This window comes from Paraburkholderia strydomiana (assembly GCF_031456815.1).
Lineage (GTDB): Bacteria > Pseudomonadota > Gammaproteobacteria > Burkholderiales > Burkholderiaceae > Paraburkholderia > Paraburkholderia caledonica.
Window position 1 is genome coordinate 396,549 of record NZ_JAVDVL010000002.1, and the last position, 19,978, is coordinate 416,526.

13 protein-coding genes are annotated in these 19,978 nt (G+C 63.9%); 9 read left to right on the forward strand and 4 right to left on the reverse strand.

Annotated elements, in window-relative coordinates:
* Positions 1-85: 85 nt before the first annotated feature.
* A complete protein-coding gene (locus tag J2W46_RS07375; RefSeq protein ID WP_310352540.1) occupies positions 86-1,933 on the forward strand; it encodes a tetratricopeptide repeat protein in 1,848 nt (615 codons plus the stop codon).
* 112 nt (positions 1,934-2,045) lie between these two features.
* On the opposite strand, the gene tcuC is transcribed toward J2W46_RS07375, so the two are convergent.
* The gene (tcuC, locus tag J2W46_RS07380) at positions 2,046-3,347 is read right to left on the reverse strand and encodes an MFS transporter (protein ID WP_027804790.1); all 1,302 of its coding nucleotides are present in this window, start codon (positions 3,345-3,347) and stop codon (positions 2,046-2,048) included.
* Between the two features lie 310 nt (positions 3,348-3,657).
* Between tcuC and J2W46_RS07385 the strand changes: the two genes are divergently transcribed.
* Positions 3,658-4,191: a GNAT family N-acetyltransferase gene (locus tag J2W46_RS07385; protein WP_310352543.1), complete on the forward strand. Its 534-nt coding sequence runs from the start codon at positions 3,658-3,660 to the stop codon at positions 4,189-4,191.
* 1,553 nt (positions 4,192-5,744) lie between these two features.
* Here the strand turns inward: J2W46_RS07385 and J2W46_RS07390 are convergent.
* From J2W46_RS07390 to J2W46_RS07400, 3 genes are all read right to left on the reverse strand, one after another.
* Positions 5,745-6,542: a DUF2968 domain-containing protein gene (locus tag J2W46_RS07390; RefSeq protein WP_310352546.1), complete on the reverse strand. Its 798-nt coding sequence runs from the start codon at positions 6,540-6,542 to the stop codon at positions 5,745-5,747.
* 357 nt (positions 6,543-6,899) lie between these two features.
* Entirely contained in the window at positions 6,900-8,384 is a 1,485-nt protein-coding gene (locus J2W46_RS07395) for a gamma-glutamyl-gamma-aminobutyrate hydrolase family protein (protein ID WP_310352548.1), read from the reverse strand.
* A 128-nt stretch (positions 8,385-8,512) separates the two neighbouring features.
* Positions 8,513-10,270 carry a cation:proton antiporter gene (locus J2W46_RS07400; RefSeq protein WP_088175298.1) on the reverse strand — a complete coding sequence of 586 codons (1,758 nt, stop codon included), beginning with the start codon at positions 10,268-10,270 and terminating at the stop codon, positions 8,513-8,515.
* A 168-nt stretch (positions 10,271-10,438) separates the two neighbouring features.
* On the opposite strand from J2W46_RS07400, the gene J2W46_RS07405 reads away from it, so the two are divergent.
* The 7 genes from J2W46_RS07405 (at position 10,439) to xdhB (ending at position 19,903) form a co-directional block, all read left to right on the forward strand.
* A complete protein-coding gene (locus J2W46_RS07405; RefSeq protein ID WP_087752760.1) occupies positions 10,439-11,125 on the forward strand; it encodes a DUF2848 domain-containing protein in 687 nt (228 codons plus the stop codon).
* 22 nt (positions 11,126-11,147) lie between these two features.
* Positions 11,148-12,497, forward strand: a complete 1,350-nt coding sequence (locus tag J2W46_RS07410) for an MFS transporter (protein WP_027804793.1) — start codon at positions 11,148-11,150, stop codon at positions 12,495-12,497.
* 159 nt (positions 12,498-12,656) lie between these two features.
* The gene (locus J2W46_RS07415; RefSeq protein WP_020069007.1) at positions 12,657-13,337 is read left to right on the forward strand and encodes a GntR family transcriptional regulator; all 681 of its coding nucleotides are present in this window, start codon (positions 12,657-12,659) and stop codon (positions 13,335-13,337) included.
* 62 nt (positions 13,338-13,399) lie between these two features.
* Positions 13,400-14,779, forward strand: coding sequence for an amidase (locus tag J2W46_RS07420; RefSeq protein WP_310352550.1), 1,380 nt, complete (start codon positions 13,400-13,402; stop codon positions 14,777-14,779).
* 124 nt (positions 14,780-14,903) lie between these two features.
* Positions 14,904-15,413, forward strand: coding sequence for a disulfide bond formation protein B (locus J2W46_RS07425; RefSeq protein WP_020069009.1), 510 nt, complete (start codon positions 14,904-14,906; stop codon positions 15,411-15,413).
* Positions 15,414-15,908: 495 nt separating this feature from the next.
* Entirely contained in the window at positions 15,909-17,453 is a 1,545-nt protein-coding gene (xdhA, locus tag J2W46_RS07430) for a xanthine dehydrogenase small subunit (protein ID WP_310352553.1), read from the forward strand.
* Positions 17,453-19,903 (forward strand): xanthine dehydrogenase molybdopterin binding subunit, encoded by a 2,451-nt coding sequence (gene xdhB, locus J2W46_RS07435; protein WP_310352556.1) that lies wholly within the window; start codon positions 17,453-17,455, stop codon positions 19,901-19,903. The genes xdhA and xdhB overlap by 1 nt, the downstream gene beginning before the upstream one ends.
* The last annotated feature ends 75 nt before the right edge of the window (positions 19,904-19,978 follow it).

Consider the following 19,978-nt stretch of genomic DNA (forward strand, 5'->3'; position numbering starts at 1 on the left):
AACAGTCACGCCGGGTCAAACCGGGGTGCGAGTCTGCGAGTGTGGGAAAATGCGGCCTTTGCCTCACCCGACTACCATCCCCGTCATGCAACCTGTATTTGACCGCGCTTTCGCGGCGCATCGTGACGGCCGGCTCGAAGATGCCGAACGCGGCTACCGCGCGACGCTCGACGGCAACCCGGTGCACGTCGATGCGCTGCACCTGCTGGGCGTCCTGCGCCACCAGCAGGGCCAGCACGCCGAGGCCGCCGAACTCGTGCGGCGCGCAGTAGACCTGCGCCCGCAGGACGCCGCGCTGCAACTGAACCTCGGCAACGCGCTGAAGGCGCTCGGCCAGATCGACGAAGCCATCGACCAGTTCCGCAACGCTCTTACGCTCGCGCCGTCGTTCCCCATGGCGCACTACAACCTCGGTAACGCCTACACGGCGGCAGGTCGTCATGAAGACGCCGCGGACGCATTCCGCCGCTCGTTGCGCCTGCAGCCGGACGACGCCTCGTCGCATAACAATCTGGGCAACGCATTGCACGCGCTCGGTCGTCACGAGGAAGCCATCGCCTCGTTCCGGCGCACGCTGGAGTTGCGCCCAGGTCACGCCGGGGCGCTCAACAACATGGGCATGTCGCTCACTGCGCTCGGCCGCGCCAACGAAGCGATCCCATGCTTCCAGGCTGCACTCGCCGCCGAGCCGCGCTTCGTCGCTGCGCATTTCAACCTCGCCAATACGTTCGACGCCACCGGCCGTCACGCAGAAGCGGTTGCCTCGTTCGAGGCGGCGCTTGCATTGCAGCCGAACCTGCCGCCTGCCATCTTCGGCATGGGCAACGCGCTGGCTGCGCTCGGGCGTCACGCTCAAGCGATACCGTATCTCGAACGCTCAGTCGGACTGGATCCGCAATTCGCGCTCGCGTGGCTGAGCCTTGGCACCGCACACCAGGCGCTGGGCGCCCACGCCACCGCCGTACGCGCATTCGATCAGGCGTTGCGCGTGCAGCCGGATCTCGCGTCGGCGCACATGAACCGGGCGCTAGCGTGGCTCGCGCTGGGCGACTTCGCGCGTGGGTTGCCTGAATACGAATGGCGCCTGCAAACGGTCGCCGAGCCGGCCATCGAAACCTTGCCGCGCTGGCACGGCGAGCCGGTCTCACAACGCACGCTGCTGATACACGCCGAACAGGGTTTCGGCGATACGTTGCAGTTCGTACGCTTCGTCCCGCTGGCCGCGCAACGTGCGGCGCGTGTGGTGCTCGAAGTACAGCCGCAGTTGCTGCCGCTGCTCGAGCCGGCCGCGCAGGCGTGGCGTGTGACGCTCATCCCGCGAGGCGCGCCGCGCCCCGCCGCTGATCTTCAGTGTCCGTTGCTGAGCTTGCCGCTCGCGCTCGGCACGACGTTGGACACGATTCCCGAGCGCACGCCCTATCTCAGCGTGCCACCCGCGTACCGGCGAAAATGGCGCGGCTCGCTGGGCGGCCAGGCAAAGCGCAAGATCGGACTCGCGTGGTCGGGGCGCATCCACCAGAACGAAACGCGTTCCATGCCGCTCGCCGAGCTCGATCCGCTTTTCGCGATAGAAGGCATCGACTGGATCGTGTTGCAGCCCAATCTCAGTGCCGATGAATGCGCCGCGCTGGACGCGCATCCGCGAGCCGGGTCGATTCATCGGTTCGACAAGCGGATCGACGACTTCGCGGATACGGCGGCGATCATCGAACGCCTCGACGCAGTGGTGTCGATCGATACGTCAATCGCGCACCTCGCCGGCGCGCTGCGCAAGCCGCTCTGGCTGATGTTGCCGTTCGCGCCCGATTGGCGCTGGTGCGCCGACGACAAGCGCAGCCCGTGGTACGCAAGCGCGACACTGGTACGTCAGCCGCAGCCCGATGCATGGCGCGAAGTCGTGCAGGCGGTCGCAAACGAATTGCGCCGGGGCTAGCCGCCCGGTCGTGTGATTGCTACGGCAACAAAAAACCCCGCGGTCTGACGAGCGCGGGGTTTTTTGTTTTTGTTGCGTCGACGTCGCAAGCGGCGTCAGCACATGCTCGGAGTCATGCTGCTTTGTATTGATCGCGCGATTCAGGCGTGCGGTACAGCACGAGCGTTGCAATCAGCCCGCAGATCGCGGCCACGCCGAGGAACAGGCCCGGGGCCGCCTTGTTGCCGGTGGAATGGATCAGCAGCGTGGAAATGGCCGGCGTGAAACCGCCGATCGTCGTGGCAAGGCTGTACGCGAGCGAGAAGCCTGCGGTGCGCACTTCGACCGGCATGACTTCGGTCAGCGCCACGACCATCGCGCCGTTATAGCTGCCGTAGAGGAACGACAGCCACAACTCGACAGCGAGCAGGCGCGCGAACGACGGCTCCGCAACGAGCCATTGCAGCGCCGGGTACGCGGTGACGATGGTGAGCGCCGTAAAAGCGAGCAACACCGGACGACGGCCGATGCGATCCGACAGCGCGCCCGCGAGCGGCAGCCAGATCAGGTTCGACAGACCGATGCAGACGGTGACGACAAGCGTGTCGATCGACGACAGCTTCAGCACTTCCTTGCCGAAGGTCGGCGTATAAGCCGTGATCATGTAGAAGGACACAGTGGTCATGATCACCATGCCCATGCCGCCCAGCACGGTGCCCCAGTTCGCGGCCATGGTCTTCATGATCTCGCCCATTCCCGGACGATGCTTGCGCGCCGAGAACTCCTCAGTTTCCTTCAACGAGCGGCGAATCATGAACAGAAACGGCACGATCAGGCAGCCGATCAGGAACGGCACGCGCCAGCCCCATGCGCTCATCTGGTCGGCGGGCAGCATCTTGTTGAGCATCACGCCGAGCAGCGCGGCGAACACCACGGCAACCTGCTGGCTGCCCGACTGCCACGCGCAATAGAAGCCTTTGTTGCCTTTGGTGGCGATCTCGGACAGATACACCGACACGCCGCCCAGTTCCACGCCGGCGGAGAAGCCTTGCAGCAAGCGGCCCAGCAGCACCAGCACCGGGGCAAGCAGGCCGATCGTCGCGTAGCCGGGAATGGACGCTACGGTCAGCGTGCCGAGCGCCATCAGGCCCAGGGTGAGAATCAGCCCCTTGCGGCGACCGTGATGGTCGATATAAGCGCCGAGGACAATCGCGCCGAGCGGCCGCATCAGGAAGCCCGCGCCGAATACCGACAGCGAAAGCATCAGCGACGCAAACTCGCTGCCGCTCGGAAAATAGGTCTTGGCAATCGCGGACGCGTAGTAGCCGTAGACCATGAAGTCGTACATTTCAAGAAAGTTGCCGCTGACTACGCGGAACACTGTCTTGGCTTTGGATTCTTGCGACGAGGAGATAGCGTGTGACGCTGTTGACATGACGTTCTCTGATAAGCCGACGCCCGGCGAGCCGCGGCGATCTGGCAGTTGAAACGATCCGCGCCCGGTGAGAATGCGGATGCCACAGGCAAATGGTTGGCCGCAGGTTGGGCCGCGCCGGGGGCGCTGAATTCTGCGACCCAATACACTTTAGCGGTATCAGGGTAAACGTTGAGGTCCGCCGGAAACCGCGCCACAGCATGTTACCGTCGATCCTGCTGTTGCGTATTCCCTACATTTTCATTACAGCCGGCTGCGCCATTCGCGACCGTTAGAATTGCAACTCGTCATTGCCGTGATGCCCTTCCCGATGCCAACCGCCTCTGCCCTTTCGCTGCGCCCCGCAACCATCGCCGACGCAGCGCTTATCGCGTCTATTCACAGCACGAGCTGGCGCGCCACTTATCGTGGTTTGTTGCCCGACGCTTTTCTGGACGGTGAAGTCACTCAGGAGCGCGCGGCCTATTGGGAAGCCCGCATGAGCGCGCCGGGCGGCGAGCGTCGCATGGTGGCGATTGCAGAACTGGGCGGCGCGCCCGTTGGCTTCGTATGCGTGGAGAGTCAACCGGAATCCGCGTGGGGCGTGCTGCTGGATAACCTGCATGCACTGCCGGAGCATCAGGGCATTGGCGTCGGCAAACTGCTGATGCGCGCCGCCGAAGACTGGGCTCGCGCGCAAGGCGAGACCCAACTCTATTTGTTCGCGCTAGAGGGCAATCTGCCGGCTATCGGCTTCTACGAACGGCAAGGCTGGCAGTATGTCGGCGCAGAGCCGGATCGCATGGGCGGCGCGGATATCACGGCGCTGCGCTATATTTATCGGTTGGACAAGTCGAGCGCTTGAGTTGCGTCTTGAGCTGCGCGTTGAACTGCGTCTTGAGCGCTGCAATCCCGGACAGATCTGCACTCACGTTGCGAAGCGTCTGAGCGTTGCCGGTTTCGTTCGGGCGCATCATGCTTTCTTCCCGACGATGGCTTTCCTGTTGAAGTGCTGATGCATTCGCGGAGGCTCATGCGCGTCCCTGCGCTTTTGCGCGTGGACGCATGAAGCGTTTTCCGCTTCGCGTACTGCTCCGAGGCCATCGTCTCTCCGACCTACGGGACGCCAGGCGGCGTCCGTCCCCGAGGCGCTGGAAGAGATCGATGCCCACCACACCTTTAACCATAATTGACGGCGCGATGGCGTTGCCCCGCTCCCGCCCGTTCAATGATGTGCCGGCGCCCTTCGGCCGCGGGTGGACGTTGCTCGCGCCAAGCCACCGCCTGGATAAAGGGCTGCACGGGCTTTACGGAGCGGTCCTCAAGACATTTGACTTACGCGACCAGCCTATTCGCTCGTTCTGTCGATGGGTGGCGCCGAATTATCCGATTACCGACGCTTCCGCGGCGGCCATGATGGGATTGGCGATGGGCGCCAGGATACCGGAGGCAGTGGGCGAGCATGAGGCGGACGCGTTGCCACTTCGGGGCGGCTTGCCTCCGGGGCACTCCGTTCTCGCGAACAGTCTGGCTGCGCCTGAGGCTTCCCCTTTTCAGCATGCCTTTGCGCCAGTGAAAGCGCGTGTCGCAGGACCCGCGGCACGCGCGCCCCACTTGCCGCGATGGGCGCTGGCGGGCGGCGCCTGCGCGTTGAGCGGCGCGGCACTGCTCGCATGGACGGCGTTCGGTCATGTCGACGTCCGAGGTCCGCGCAATGGCAACCCTACGAAGCGGACTGACATAGCTGTGGTTGAGCGCCAGTCGCCGGCCGCGCAGATTCTGCGGCGCGATACCGTTGACGTTTCGAACAGGGTCGCCGAAATAGCAAACATGAGCGGTGCAAGCGCTGTTTCTGTACGGCAGCATGCGCAAACTGCATCTGCGTCCGGCATGGCCCGGACCGTTGCTCCGGGCAACTTGACGTTGCACCCGCCGACAACCGCGTCGATCGAAACGCACCGCTCAGCAACCATCGTCCGCACACGCTCGCCGGTTGCCGTGAGGAAGGACGGCGATCGCCGGGCCCTGTATGGACATCGCCCGACAGCTGACGCTGTGAACCATCGCCGGCATGCAGTCGACAGCGCGTCCACTATCGCAACGTCAGCGCCTGTAACGCGGATGTTCGTCAAACCATCGGTTGCGGGCTCATACTCGCCGCCCGTGCCAACGCAGCCAGACACGAGCGACTACACGTTTGTCGACATGTCCGCGAGCATTCGGCATGGCAGCTCGACTCAGCAGGCGCAGCAGGCACCATCAGCGAATCTGGACGGGAGCGCCGGGCAGCAGTGGAGCGCCCGTCTCACACATCGGCGAGTGACGGAAGCCCCAGATCAATTCATCAGATAGCCGCGGGAACGGCGGCATAAAAAAGCCCGGCTACCAAAGCCGGGCTTCTTCCGCATTCAAGCGCTTTTACTTCTGGCCTGCCAAGCCCATTTCGGTCTGCCGTTGCAATTGCATGACCTGACCTTGCACCTGCCGCAGTTGCGCCTGCGCCCGCTCCTTTTCCTCGCGTAACGCGGCCGCTTCGTTTAGCGTTTGACGCTGGTAGTCGTTGACCTTGGCCTGCTGGGTGCGGGCGACTTCGAGGTCGGCTTGCAGACGCTTCGCACGATCTTCGGATAACGCGATAGTGTCCTCTATGTACGCCTTCTGCGCCTGCAGCTGCGTCCGGTGAATCTCCACCTCAGCCAACTGCGCGGTTTGCTGTACGAAGCCTGCGTAGATTGCTTCAGCCCGGCCCGCGTCCGCCGACTTGATTACCCGCCAGAAATGCTTGTCCTGAAACAACGCGACGTAGTACGTCATCTCGCGAGGATAAAAGAAAAGGCTCGCGCCATAACTGCCGTTGTACGTGGTGCGCAATTCGCTCAGCTTCGTGTCCTGAATCATTTGCATTAACTCGGCCACGTTGCCTTGCGCGTCACCAGACATCGGCGACTCGGGCGATGCAGCGGACTGAGCTAATGAAGCTGACGAACCCGAGGCACCTGGCGCAAGCGACACAGCCGAGGCCGAGGCGCCCCCCGACGCCGCGTTGCGCAGCGCAGCGACGACGGGCTGCGGCGTCAGAGTGTTCATGGCCGGCCGCGTGCCGACCATGGGTGCGGCCATTTCGCCTTGTGCGGCCAGCACGAACCCGCCATGCTGCAACAGCGCACACGAGGTCGCGAGCAGCATGGCGCGCCGTATCAATAAGGTGTACTTCATACGTGCATGCTCCATGCGGATCCAGAAAACAGCTTTGGATTATCGCGCGGATTGTCGCTTAAGCGAAGCATTGAAGCATCGCAAAATTCGACTTTAAATTGAGATAAAACTACGTTGTCCGAAAGACATGACATGCCCGCCTATCACGAAATAAAACATATCTGGATAAGGCTTGAGACGCAGGAGACATATGGCGTCCATCGACAAGACGTTACGCCCAGACGCCACGCGCAAGTGATAACGGCGAGCGCATAAATAACGAGGCGCCACTTACGCAGTGGCGCCTCTGACGAATCACATTTTCCAGCACCGGGCCACGCCGGCAATCCGCAAGCGCGAACTGCCGTCACCCCATGCCTAGAAGCGCGTTTCGCGCGCCACTCGCAGGAATGTATCGAGCAACGGCGTGCAATCCAGCAGTTCCGGACCGCCCGCGCGATGAAACTCGGGATGCCATTGCACGCCCATCACGAAAGGCGCGCGCCGGTAGCGCACGGCTTCGATAATGCCGTCCGATGCCGACACCGCCTCGATATTCAGATCGCGGCCGAGCGTCTTGACCGCCTGATGGTGAATCGAGTTGACGATCGCATCGCGCCGGGCGGGGAACATATTGGCGAGCGTCGAGCCGTCGGGGAAATGGATGGCGTGCCGATGCTGATCGTAATCTTCGTTCACGTGCGCACCGGCGGTCGGCACGTCGGTGGCGATATCCTGATACAGGGTCCCGCCGAACGCCACGTTGATCAGCTGGCAACCGCGGCACACGCCGAGCACCGGCTTGCCAGACTCGATGAATTCATGCAGCAGTTCGAGCTCGTACATGTCGCGCACGCGGTCGCCGGGCCATTCGGGACTTGTCGCCGCCTCCGCATACGATTGGGGCGAAACGTCCGCGCCGCCTTGCAGCAACAGGCCGTCGAGATGCTTCGCGTAGTCGCGCAAACGGATGTTGCTGGGATGCAGCATGCCCTGGTGCCCGACGGTCGGGATCATGAAGACCAGCACGTCGCGCGACATCACCCAGTGCGCAATTGACTCCTCGAGATATTGCAGCGTCTTGCCGCGCAGCCCTTTCGCCCCCGGCTCCGGGTGAAAGATTCGCGCCGATACGCCGATGCGCAGCGTGCGCTGCGTGATCCGCTGACCGGCCCGATCGAACAGCTGCCGCGCGCGCGCCGCGATGATGCGGCCAAACACGGACCACGCCGAGTCCGTCTGCTTGAGATAGCGCGGTGGCGACGGCGGCAACGCATTCGGCGGTGGCGGGTTGGTCGCGGTGAAATCGGGCGCGGCGCCGAAGCCCGGCGGCGGCGAACCTGCCGGACGCGCGGTGGATGCGGCGGCGTCTTCGGCGGCGAGCACGTCGTCGGCCGAAGTGATGAGTTCGCCTTGAATCGGTTCACTCGTCAGCGGCGTCGCGCTATGAGTGGACGGAACTTCGCGCCCGCGAACCGGGCGCGCGTCGCGCTCATGAACCGCTGCCTCCTGCTTCGCGGTGGAAGCCGCAGCGGAACTGCGCGCCTCGGCCGCGTCGCGTTGCTGGGCGGTCCGCTTGACGACTGGCGTAACGGTGGACGCGCTTTCGGGGTCGTCGGTCGATGACCTCGCAGCCGCCTCCGACGAAGTGGCCGGCGCCGAAACCGATGCCGTAACGGGCACAGACGACGGCGCCGCCTTCGACGCGACCGGATCTTTCACGGGCGACTGAATGGCGTCTTCATGCGAGAGGGGTAACGTTGTGGTCGGCTCGGCCGGCGTTTGGCTGAGCCTTTCCGGCGATGCCGCAGGCGGCGTTGAACTGCCGGGTTGACCAGCGTTTTCGGGTTTGTTTTCGCTCATGACTGTTGGACAGGCGCCTTCCACGCGAACGAATGAATATGCCCTGATTATCCGCCAGCGTGCCTGACCCGGCAAACCCGCACACAATTGCTCACATTGTCGGGCCGCCTCGCGCAGTTCCGTCTAACTTAGGGATCCGGCTGCTCGTCAAAAGTTTCGCGCAGCGCGATCTGCATTGCCGCGTGAATCTTCACGCACCAGCGCCACACGAGCGCGAGCAGCAGCGCCGCGCAGATCAGCACCGCGGCGAGCAGGCCGGTCGGCGGCAGGATACCGCCCGAAAGCGCTGCGACGAGCAGAAACACGCCGACCATGCACACCACCGGCACGAGATCGGAGATCGCATAACGCAGCGCGCTGGTAAAGCGCCCGGCGGTCGCCGGCTGCACGCTCACTTCGGCGAGCAGCAACGCAAGCGACTTGGTCTTGCGATAAACCGCCACCAGAAACGGCATCGACACGAGCAGTGCGACGCTCCACAGCACGACGCGCTGCATGGGCTCGGAACTGACCCAACGGGTCAACACCGTACTGATGTAAGGCGCGCCGTAGGACACAATCAGAAAAATCGCGGCAACCAACGCGAGATTCACCGCGATCTGCAGGATGATTCGCCGCGTCATGCTGAAAAGCGTCGGCTCGCCGCTTTCTGTGCTGAGGCTGCTCAACCACTGGCTATACATGCCGAACACATTGACGAGCGTGCGCGGCATCGCGTCGGCGAAACGCCGCGTGAGCGGATCTGCAGCGCGTATCAGATAAGGCGTGAAAAGCGTCGTCAAAGCCGATACGGCCACCGCAATCGGATAAAGAAACGCGCTCGTCACCTTCAGCGTCAAACCGAGCGACGCGATGATGAACGAGAACTCACCGATCTGTGAGACCGTCATGCCGACGCGCATCGCCGTGCGGCCATCTTTGCCCGCGAGAAAAGTGCCGAGCCCGCACGAGACGATCTTGCCGACGATGACCGCGACCGTGATGACGGCAATCGGCCAGGCATAGTCGACGAGCACCGTGGGATTCAGCATCAAGCCGATGGTGACGAAAAAGATCGCAGAAAACGCGTCGCGCAACGGCGCAATCAAATGCTCGATTCGATGCAGATGACGCGATTCGGCCATGATCGCGCCGATCAGGAACGCGCCCAGCGCAATGCTGTAGTCGAGCTTGACTACCAGCAGGCAGAAACCGAAACAGAACCCGAGCACGGCGACGAGCAACATCTCGTCGCTGCGGGCACGCGCGACATAGTTCAGCGCGCGCGGCACGACGAGAATGCCGACAACCAGCGACACCGTCATGAACAGCAACAGCTTGCCCAGCGTCACAGCTGCAACGCCCGCGCTCAACTGCCCTGTCTGCGCGATGCCGGACAGCAGCACGAGCATCGCGATGGCGAGAATGTCTTCGACGATCAAAATGCCGAATACGAGTTGCGCGAAACTCTCGCGCTTCAGGCCAAGCTCAGACAACGCCTTGACGATGATGGTCGTCGACGAAATGGCGAGTATCGCGCCGAGGAACAACGAATCCATCGGGCTCCAGCCGAATGCGCTGCCGATCTCATAGCCTAGCCACAGCATCAGCACGATTTCGGAGAGCGCCGCGACGATCGCGGTCGCGCCCACCTTGAAAAGTTTTCGCAGACTGAATTCGAGACCGAGCGAAAACATCAGGAACACAACGCCCAGTTCACCCAGCGTCTTGATGGTCTCTTCGTCGTGGATCAGCTGGAACGGCGGCGTGTACGGCCCAATGATCACGCCCGCCGCGATATAGCCGAGCACCACCGGCTGCTTCAGGCGATGGAACAGCACGGTAACGACGCCGGCGAGCGCCATCACGACCGCCAGATCCTGAATGAAGCCGATGCCTTCGTGCATGCGTCTTTCCTTACAAAAAGTAATGTTCAAAGAAGCGCAGTGTAACAAACCATCTTCGGCGCCGCGGCTTGCGCGCCCGTCGGCGATCGGGAGCCAATCTTTTTGACACGCTGGACGCCTGTGAAATATCACAATAATATTTGCCGCATATCGTTCCGGAGTTCACTCATGCAGCAGGTGTCTTTCAAGGTTGTAGACCGTTCCGGCGCCGAGCGCGCCATTTCAACCGATGTAAACCGCCTCACGATCGCCGGCTGGGCAGGCCGCGATCAGGCCGCAATCGAGCACCACATTGCCGAGCTTGCCGAACTCGGCGTGAAGCGTCCGTCCACTACGCCGTGCTTTTACCGTCTGGGCTCCGAACTGCTGACGCAAGCCGAACAGATCGACGTTGTCGGCACGAAGTCGAGCGGTGAAGCGGAATGCGTGCTGGTGCATTCCAGTGCGGGACTGCTCGTCACCGTCGGCTCCGATCACACCGACCGCGAAGTCGAGGCCTACGGCGTGACCGTCTCCAAGCAGGTGTGTCCGAAGCCGGTCGCGCGCGACGCGTGGCGATTCGAAGACGTCGCCGACCATTGGGATCAGCTCGAACTGCGCGCCTACGCGGTCGCGAACGGTGAGCGCCGCGTGTATCAGCAAGGCAGCGTCGCCTCGCTGCTCCCCGCCGCCGACCTGCTCGCACGCGCCCCGCTCGCACAAGGCGCGGCCATGTTCTGCGGCACGCTCGCGGTTCAAGGCGGCATTGTCGGTATGGTCGACGGCGACGCGCTCGAACTCGAATTGCACGACCCCGTACTGAACCGCACGCTGCGCCACGCCTACCGCGTGCGCGCGTTACCTGTTGTCGAATGAGCTATCGTTCAATGAGGCATTCATGAGCACCCCATTGCCATCCGCCGCCGACGCGTCCTCCGACGCCTCGCTCGAAGCCGCCGCCATCCACAAGATCACGTGGCGCATCATGCCGTTCCTGTTCCTTGTCTACGTGCTGTCGTATCTGGATCGCGTCAACATCGGTTATGCGAAGCTGCAGTTCACCGGCGATCTCGGACTTTCCAACGCCGCGTACGGACTGGGCGCGGGAATCTTCTTCTTCGGCTATTTCGTATTCGAGGTGCCGAGCAACCTGCTGCTGAAGAAATTCGGTGCGCGCGCCACCATCGCCCGCATCACGATGCTGTGGGGCCTGCTGTCGTGTCTGATGATGTTCGTACGCAGCGAGACCATGTTCTACGTGCTGCGCTTTTTCCTCGGCGTCGCCGAAGCCGGACTGGTGCCGGGCGTCGTGCTGTATCTGACTTTCTGGTTCCCGTCCGACCGCCGCGCGCGCATGGTCGCCGTGTTCATGGCTGCAATTCCGGTAGCGGGCATCATCGGCGCGCCGTTGTCGGGTTTCCTGATGTCGGCGCTGCACGAAGCACACGGTTTGCGCGGCTGGCAGTGGATGTTCCTGATCGAAGGCATTCCGTCGATTCTCGCCGGCTTCTGGGCGCTCGCCGTGTTGCGCAACACGCCCGCCGAGGCCCCGTGGCTGAGCGACGACGAAAAACGCGTAATCCTCGCCCGCATCTCGCGCGAGAATGCGGCGGCTGCTGCGGAAGGCGCCGAACATAGCCTCTCGGTCGCATTGCGTTCGGGCCGCTTCTGGCTGCTCACGCTGATCTACTTCTGCCTCGTCACCGGCAATGCGGGTTTTTCGTTCTGGCTGCCGCAGATCGTCAAAGACCTCGGCGTGACGAATCTCGTGACCAATGGCTTCGTTACCGCAATTCCGTATCTGGCTGCCGGTATCGGCATGATTCTGATCGGCCGTTCGTCGGATGTGACCGGCGAGCGCCGCTGGCACTACGCCGTGTGCTGTTTCATCGGCGCGGCGGGCCTGCTCGGCAGCGCGTCGGTTACGAACTCGATTCCGCTAGCCGTCACCGGTTTGTCGATTGCGTATATCGGCATTCTCGCGGGCTTCGGCATCTTCTGGTCGATGTCGACGAGCTTCCTGCAAGGCACCGCTGCGGTCGCCGGCATTGCGGTGATCAATTCGATCGCCAACCTCGCCGGTTATGTCAGCCCGTATGTACTCGGTATCGTGAAAGACGCGACGCATAGCGTGACGTTCGGGCTCGTGCTGATAGCGGGCGCGCTGATCGTGGGCGGCCTCGTCACGCTGATGATGCCGCGTGTCAGAGTTCAACACGCCGCGACAACGGTGGCGGGCAGCGCGTGACATATCGATAGTTGGTGTGGCGTGGCGGGCACGAGCCACCCTGACAGGCCAGGCTCGCGCAGGTTGCATCGGACCGAAGCCCGCGCCCACCACGCCCGCGAAAAGCTCGCTCGACCTTGCTCTACAATGCGCGGACGACATCGTCCGCTCCTTCTTCACATGACGCTTTTGCAGACCGCCCGCCCTCCACGGCCCACCCGAGCGACCGCCAACGCGAGTCTCGCCGAACAGGCTTATGCGTTCGTCAAGCGCGAAATCATCACGATGCGTTTGCGGCCGAGCGAGGTGCTCAACGAAGCGGAGTTGATGGCGCTGACCGGCATCGGCAGGACGCCGGTGCACCAGGCGCTGCACCGGCTCGTGCACGAAGGGATGCTGACCATCATGCCGCGCAAGGGCATCATGGTGCGTCCGGTTTCACTCGACGACGTGCTTGCGATCATCGACGTGCGCCTCGTCAATGAAAGCTACTGCGTCGAACTCGCCGCGCGTCACGCGCAGCAGCACGACTACGACGCGATGCAGACGCTGCTGGAGCGCTCGGCCGTGTGCGTCGCCGCGCACGACATAGAAGGCATGATGGACATTGACCGCGAGTTCCATCTGGCTATTTCGGCCGCCTCGCGCAACGCGGTGCTCGCCGACATTCTGCGCGGACTGCATGAGCGCTCGTTGCGCTTCTGGTTCATTTCACTCTCCGAGCCGCATCATCTCGAAGACGTGCACGAAGAACACCTCGAACTGTTCCGCCTGCTGCGCGAGCGCGACGCCGAAGGCGCGAAACGCTCGGTGCAGAAACATATCGAGGCATTCCGCGCGACGCTTTTCAACCGCATGTAGAACCCGCATGTAGAAACGTTACGTAAGCGGCTTCATGCAGACCAACCGGATAGAACGACATCATGGCCACTGAATTCACGCCCTTCCCGCCGCTTGCCCAACTCGCCGCCGACCTTGCCGCGGGGCGGACCACGAGCCGCGCGCTCGTCGAAACCGCGCTCGAACGGATCGCCGATCCGGCCGGCCAGGGCGCGGTCGCCTTCATGCACGTCGATGCCGACGGCGCACGCCAGGCCGCCGACGCGCACGACCGTTTGCGCGCCGCCGGCACAGTACTCTCGCCGCTCGCCGGCATCCCGGTCTCGGTGAAAGATCTGTTCGACATCGAAGGACAGCCGACCCGCGCCGGCTCGACGGTTCTTGCCGACGCACCCGCCGCCACGCAGGACGCCGTGGCCGTCGCGCGCCTTAAGCGGGCGGGCGCGGTGATCGTCGGACGAACCAATATGAGCGAATTCGCGTTTTCCGGGCTCGGACTCAATCCGCACTACGGCAACCCGCTGTCGCCGTACCGGCGCGACGTAAAGGGCGACGAGCGCATCTCGGGTGGTTCGTCGTCGGGCGCGGCGGCTTCCGTCGCGGACGGCATGGCCGCCGTCGCGCTCGGCACCGACACGGGCGGCTCGCTTCGCATTCCGGCCGCGCTGTGCGGTCTGACCGGCTTCAAGCCGACCGCCGCGCGCGTTCCGAAGCAAGGCGGCGTGCCGCTTTCGCCGACGCTCGATTCGTTCGGTCCGATCGGCGTCTCGGTGGCGTGCTGCGCACTGGTGGACCGCATGCTCGCCGGGCTCGAACCGCGCGTGCCGGCGGCGCGGCCGCTCGAAGGCGTGCGCCTCGGCGTGCTGACCAACTACGTTACCGACGGCGTCGAGCCCGAGGTCGCGACCGCTGTCGACACCGCGCTGAAGCACCTCGAAGCAGCCGGAGCGATTGTCAGCGAAGTGCGCTTTGCACCGCTCGACCGTCTGCCGGACATCAACCGCTTCGGCTTTTCGCCGATCGAAGCGTATGCGTGGCATCGTCCTTTGCTGGAGAAACACCGCGAACAATACGATCCGCGCGTGCTGGTGCGCATTCTCAAGGGCCAGCCGGCGAGCGCCGCCGACTATCTGGACCTGCTCGCCGAACGCGACGCGATGCTCGCCGAAGCGGCCCGCACGCTGTGGCAGCGCTTCGACGCGGTAGTGGCGCCGACCGTGCCGATGCTGCCGCCGCGCGTCGCCGAACTCGTTTCCGACGACGACCTTTTCGGCCGCACCAACGCACTGATGCTGCGCAACCCCGGCGTGTTCAACTTCCTCGACGCCTGCGCGCTGTCGCTGCCCTGCCACCTGCGAGGCGACGCCCCGGTCGGCCTGATGCTGGCAGGCGCGCCGCACGCCGACGACGCGCTTCTCGCCATTGGCCGGGGCGCCGAAGCGGTGCTTAACGCGATTCGCTGAGCGGCGTCACGGTTTGCGTGCGGGTGTGGCGTCGTGTGGGCGGGGGTTCGCGCTAAAATCGCGGGCACTCGCCGTTTCCGCTGATTAGCGGCCACACAACAGCTACACAACCGCCACACGATCCATGAACAACGACAATGCGATGCTGCGCCGCGAGCGCTCCCTGCTGGTCCTGCTTGGCCTGATCTGCGTCGGCCTCGTTGCCGGCGCGCTGTATCTGCAGTACGTCAAGCACGAGGACCCGTGCCCGCTGTGCATCATCCAGCGCTATTTCTTCCTGCTGATCGCAATCTTCGCGTTCCTCGGCGCGCGGTTCAACAGCTGGCGCGGCGTGCGTCTGCTCGAAACGATGGCGGCACTGTCGGCGCTGGCGGGTATCGTGACCGCGGCCCGGCACGTGTATGTGCAGGCGAATCCGGGCTTTAGCTGTGGCTTCGACGCGCTGCAGCCGATCGTCGACAGTCTGCCGCCTGCGCATTGGCTGCCGGGCGTGTTCAAGGTGGCCGGGCTATGCGAAACCGCCTATCCGCCGATCCTGGGGCTGACGCTGCCGATGTGGGCACTGGTCGGCTTCGTGCTGGCTTTTGTTCCGCTGGCGATTAGCCTCGTGCGCAATCGCAGACGGATTGCTTGAGGGAATTTGCCGGTTTCATAAGGCGCGGGCATCTATCCCGCGCCTAGCGGCGCGGCGACATGGCGGACACCGGCGCAGTGATACCGCCTATGTGGATCGGGCCGCCTCTGCGCTGTGTCGGTTTTTTGCCGCTTTCCTTTCTGCCGATCTTCTTACTTCCGCCGTCGCGCCCCGGCTTCCGGCGGTTTTGAACCGCAGGGACGGCGCTTCGCCTGGTCCGCAGTTCCAACTCCTGCCCGTTCGCCTGTTTCGCGCCAGCTTCCGCCGGTGCGCCTCCTTCCCGCCCGACGCAACTTCCCCGCACGAAGCGAATCCGACTCAAATCGGACTGATCTCATTGCATCTTCCGAATAAGCTTCATGCGACATCGGAAATATTTTTGGGGCGCCGTAATGCTATCTTCGGATATGGATGGCGATCTACGTGCGCGAGGCCGGCTTTGGCGCGACCCCATGCGTAACGCGCGCCCGGTCCGCACTGTCTTCTGGATTCGCCATGACAACGCAAACCATCCGCTTTTATCGCCAGGGGTCCGTCCACGAGGTCTCCGGCGTACCCGCATCGCGCACCGTGCTCCAGCATCTGCGCGAAGACCTGCATTGCACCGGCACCAAGGAAGGCTGCGCTGAAGGCGACTGCGGCGCCTGCACGGTCGTCATCGGCGAACTCGACGCGCAAGGCGCGCTCGCGCTGAAAGCGGTCAACGCCTGCATCCAGTTCCTGCCCACGCTCGACGGCAAAGCCCTGTTCACGGTCGAAGACCTGCGCGCCGCGGACGGCACGCTGCATCCCGTGCAACAGGCAATGGTCGACTGTCACGGCTCGCAGTGCGGTTTCTGCACGCCAGGCTTCGTGATGTCGATGTGGGCACTCTACGAAAACCAGCCGGCGGCTGCCGGCCTGCCGACGCGCGACGAAATCAACACCGCGCTGTCCGGCAACCTGTGCCGCTGCACCGGCTACCGGCCGATCGTGGACGCATCGCAGAAAATGTTCGACTACGCGCAATATCCGCGCGTGACGCTCGATCGCAAGGCTGTCGAAGAAACGCTGCGCGCACTGCAACGCAACGACACCTTCGAGTACCGCGCGCCCGACACGCGCGGCGCCGCCTTCGGTGCGCCAGCGTTTTACGCGCCGCTCACGCTCGACGCTTTCGCGCGGCTTCGCGCCGAACATCCGCAAGCCCGGCTCGTGGCCGGCAGCACTGACGTCGGCCTGTGGGTCACCAAGCAGTTCCGCGATCTCGGCGACGTTCTCTACATTGGCAATGTGCGCGAACTGAAGACGATCGAGCGCGATGCGCAGACGCTCACTATCGGCGCGGCCGTCACGCTTGAAGACGCGTATGCGGCTCTTGCCGCCGACTACCCCGAACTCGCCGAACTTTGGACGCGCTTTGCGTCGCTGCCGATCCGCAATGCCGGCACGCTCGGCGGCAATGTCGCGAACGGCTCGCCGATCGGCGATTCGATGCCCGCGCTGCTTGCGCTCGGTGCCGAAGTGGTGCTGCGCCACGGCACGAAAACGCGCACGCTCCCGCTCGACGGGTTCTATCTCGGCTACCAGAAAACCGCGCTCGCGGCGGGCGAATTCGTCGCCGCGCTGCGCGTGCCGCGGCCGGCGGGCAATCTGCGCTTTCGCACCTACAAAGTGTCCAAGCGCTACGACCAGGACATCTCGGCGGTCTGCGCGGCATTCGCTCTGCATATCGACGAAGGCAGCACGATCGTCGACGCTCGCGTCGCATTCGGCGGCATGGCTGCAACGCCGAAGCGGGCCACGCAAACCGAAGCTGTGCTGAGCGGCGCGACGTGGAACGAAAGCACCGCGCGACAGGCCATGAACGCACTTGCCGCCGACTACCAGCCGCTCACCGACATGCGCGCATCGAGCGCCTATCGGCTGAAGGTGGCGCGCAACCTGCTGTGGCGCTTCCATCTGGAAACGCGCGAGGACGCGCCGCTCGCGCTCTTCGACGTGAATGCATTCGCGTTCGAAGCCGGCACGCCGGACGCGATCGTGAAGGAGCCGTCGTGATGAATCGCACCGATGCTTTTGTCGAACGCGCTGCAAAACAGGCGGAAGGCCCGGCTGGAAACCCCGCCGATCTGCATCGACCCGAAGCCGCGATCGGCGTCGCGCTGCCGCATGAATCGGCCGCGCTGCACGTGAGCGGCGAGGCGACCTACACCGACGACATCGCCGAACTGCAAGGCACGCTGCACGCGGCGCTTGGCTTGTCGCGGCATGCGCACGCGCGCATCGTGTCGATGGATCTCGACGCGGTGAGGAAAGCGCCCGGCGTCATAGCGGTGCTGACCGCCGAAGACATCCCAGGTGAAAACAATTGCGGCCCCGTGCTGCACGACGACCCGATTCTCGCCGTCAATGAAGTGCTGTACCTCGGTCAGCCTGTGTTCGCCGTGATTGCGCAGAGCCACGAGCTCGCGCGCCGCGCCGCGGCGCTCGCGAAAAGCGACGACGTGATCCGCTATGAGCCGCTCGACGCGATTCTCACGCCGGCGGACGCGAAGGCCGCCAAACAGTTCGTGCTGCCGCCGCTGCATCTGAAGCGCGGCGATCCGGACGCGAAGATCGCGGCCGCTCCGAATAAAATTCGCGGCACGTTCGAAGTCGGCGGGCAGGAGCAGTTCTATCTGGAAGGCCAGGTCGCGTATGCGGTGCCGAAAGAGATGGACGGCATGCTCGTCTACAGCTCGACGCAGCATCCAAGCGAGATGCAGCAGGTCGTCGCGCATATGCTCGACTGGCCCGCGCATAACGTGGTGTGCGAGTGCCGCCGGATGGGCGGCGGCTTCGGCGGCAAGGAATCGCAATCGGCGCTCTTTGCCTGCGTGGCATCGCTCGCGGCGAAGCTGCTGCGTCGTCCGGTCAAACTGCGCGCCGATCGCGACGACGACTTCATGATCACCGGCAAGCGGCACGACGCGATCTACGAATACGAAGCGGGCTTCGACGACAATGGCCGCATTCTCGGCGCGCGCGTAGAAATTGCGTTGCGCGCAGGCTATTCCGCCGACCTCTCCGGCGCCGTCGCCACGCGCGCCGTATGTCATTTCGATAACGCGTACTACCTGTCCGACGTCGACATCGTCGCGCTGTGCTGCAAAACGAATACGCAGTCGAACACCGCGTTCCGCGGCTTCGGCGGCCCGCAAGGCGCACTCGTGATGGAAGTGATGCTCGACAGCATTGCGCGTCAACTGAACCACGATCCGCTAGACGTACGCCTCGCCAACTACTACGGCGTAGGCGAGCGCAATACGACTCCGTATGGACAGTTGGTCGAAGACAACATCATCGCGCCGTTGACCGACGATCTGCTGGACTCCAGCGACTATCGCGCGCGCCGCGCTGCGATCGCCGCGTTCAACGCCAGAAGCCCGGTACTCAAGCGCGGCCTCGCGTTTTCGCCGGTCAAGTTCGGCATCTCGTTCAATGTGCCCTTTCTGAATCAGGCCGGCGCACTGGTGCATGTGTATAAGGACGGCTCGGTGCTCGTTAATCACGGCGGCACCGAAATGGGCCAGGGCCTCAACACGAAGGTCGCGCAAGTCGTCGCGAACGAGTTCGGCTTGCCGCTCTCGCGCGTGCGTGTGAGCGCAACCGATACCTCGAAGATCGCCAACACGTCGGCGACCGCGGCTTCCACCGGCAGCGATCTGAACGGCAAGGCCGCGCAAGACGCCGCGCGAACCATTCGTGCGCGGCTTGCCGAACTCGTGGCGAAACAACTCGGCGGCGACGCAGACGACGTGCTGTTCGCGAACGGCGAGGTAGCGGTGAACGGCGGTGCGATGCCCTTCGATCAACTGGTCGGCGCCGCTTACCTCGCGCGCGTGCAGTTGTGGTCGGACGGTTTTTACGCGACGCCGAAAGTGCATTGGGATGCGAAAACGCTGACCGGTCATCCGTTTTATTACTTCGCGTATGGCGCCGCCGTGTCCGAAGTGGTGATCGACACACTGACCGGCGAATGGAAACTGCTGCGCGCCGACGTACTGCACGACGCTGGTCAGTCGATCAATCCGGCGATCGATCTGGGTCAGGTCGAAGGCGGCTTCATTCAGGGCATGGGCTGGCTTACGACCGAAGAGTTATGGTGGAACCGCGATGGCCGTCTGATGACGCATGCACCGTCCACGTACAAGATTCCGGCTGTGAACGACACGCCCGCCGCTTTCCACGTGCGGCTTTACCCAAACCCGAATGCAGAGCCGACTGTGTTCCGCTCGAAGGCTGTCGGCGAGCCGCCGTTGTTGTTGCCGTTCTCCGTGTTCCTCGCGATTCGCGACGCGATCGCGGCCGCGGTACCCTGCGCACTGCATGCGCCGATGTTGCGCGCGCCCGCGACGCCCGAAGCGATCCTCGATGCACTGGATGCGCTGCACGCACAAAGCGCGAGCGAGCCGGCATCCGGGCAAGGAACGAGCACAGAGGCGTCGACCAGCGACACGACTGCCTGACATGCGCGAAACAGACAACTCAAGCTCAGATCCGGGCGCAGCGCAGCGAACGCAAGTGACTTGCAGATACGCCCG

What these genes read in the sequence shown, in the direction of transcription:
- J2W46_RS07375 (WP_310352540.1), top strand. Translation starts at nt 86, where the DNA reads ATGCAACCTGTATTTGACCGCGCTTTCGCGGCGCATCGTGACGGCCGG.
- tcuC (WP_027804790.1), bottom strand. Translation starts at nt 3,347, where the DNA reads ATGTCAACAGCGTCACACGCTATCTCCTCGTCGCAAGAATCCAAAGCC.
- J2W46_RS07385 (WP_310352543.1), top strand. Translation starts at nt 3,658, where the DNA reads ATGCCAACCGCCTCTGCCCTTTCGCTGCGCCCCGCAACCATCGCCGAC.
- J2W46_RS07390 (WP_310352546.1), bottom strand. Translation starts at nt 6,542, where the DNA reads ATGAAGTACACCTTATTGATACGGCGCGCCATGCTGCTCGCGACCTCG.
- J2W46_RS07395 (WP_310352548.1), bottom strand. Translation starts at nt 8,384, where the DNA reads ATGAGCGAAAACAAACCCGAAAACGCTGGTCAACCCGGCAGTTCAACG.
- J2W46_RS07400 (WP_088175298.1), bottom strand. Translation starts at nt 10,270, where the DNA reads ATGCACGAAGGCATCGGCTTCATTCAGGATCTGGCGGTCGTGATGGCG.
- J2W46_RS07405 (WP_087752760.1), top strand. Translation starts at nt 10,439, where the DNA reads ATGCAGCAGGTGTCTTTCAAGGTTGTAGACCGTTCCGGCGCCGAGCGC.
- J2W46_RS07410 (WP_027804793.1), top strand. Translation starts at nt 11,148, where the DNA reads ATGAGCACCCCATTGCCATCCGCCGCCGACGCGTCCTCCGACGCCTCG.
- J2W46_RS07415 (WP_020069007.1), top strand. Translation starts at nt 12,657, where the DNA reads ATGACGCTTTTGCAGACCGCCCGCCCTCCACGGCCCACCCGAGCGACC.
- J2W46_RS07420 (WP_310352550.1), top strand. Translation starts at nt 13,400, where the DNA reads ATGGCCACTGAATTCACGCCCTTCCCGCCGCTTGCCCAACTCGCCGCC.
- J2W46_RS07425 (WP_020069009.1), top strand. Translation starts at nt 14,904, where the DNA reads ATGAACAACGACAATGCGATGCTGCGCCGCGAGCGCTCCCTGCTGGTC.
- xdhA (WP_310352553.1), top strand. Translation starts at nt 15,909, where the DNA reads ATGACAACGCAAACCATCCGCTTTTATCGCCAGGGGTCCGTCCACGAG.
- xdhB (WP_310352556.1), top strand. Translation starts at nt 17,453, where the DNA reads ATGAATCGCACCGATGCTTTTGTCGAACGCGCTGCAAAACAGGCGGAA.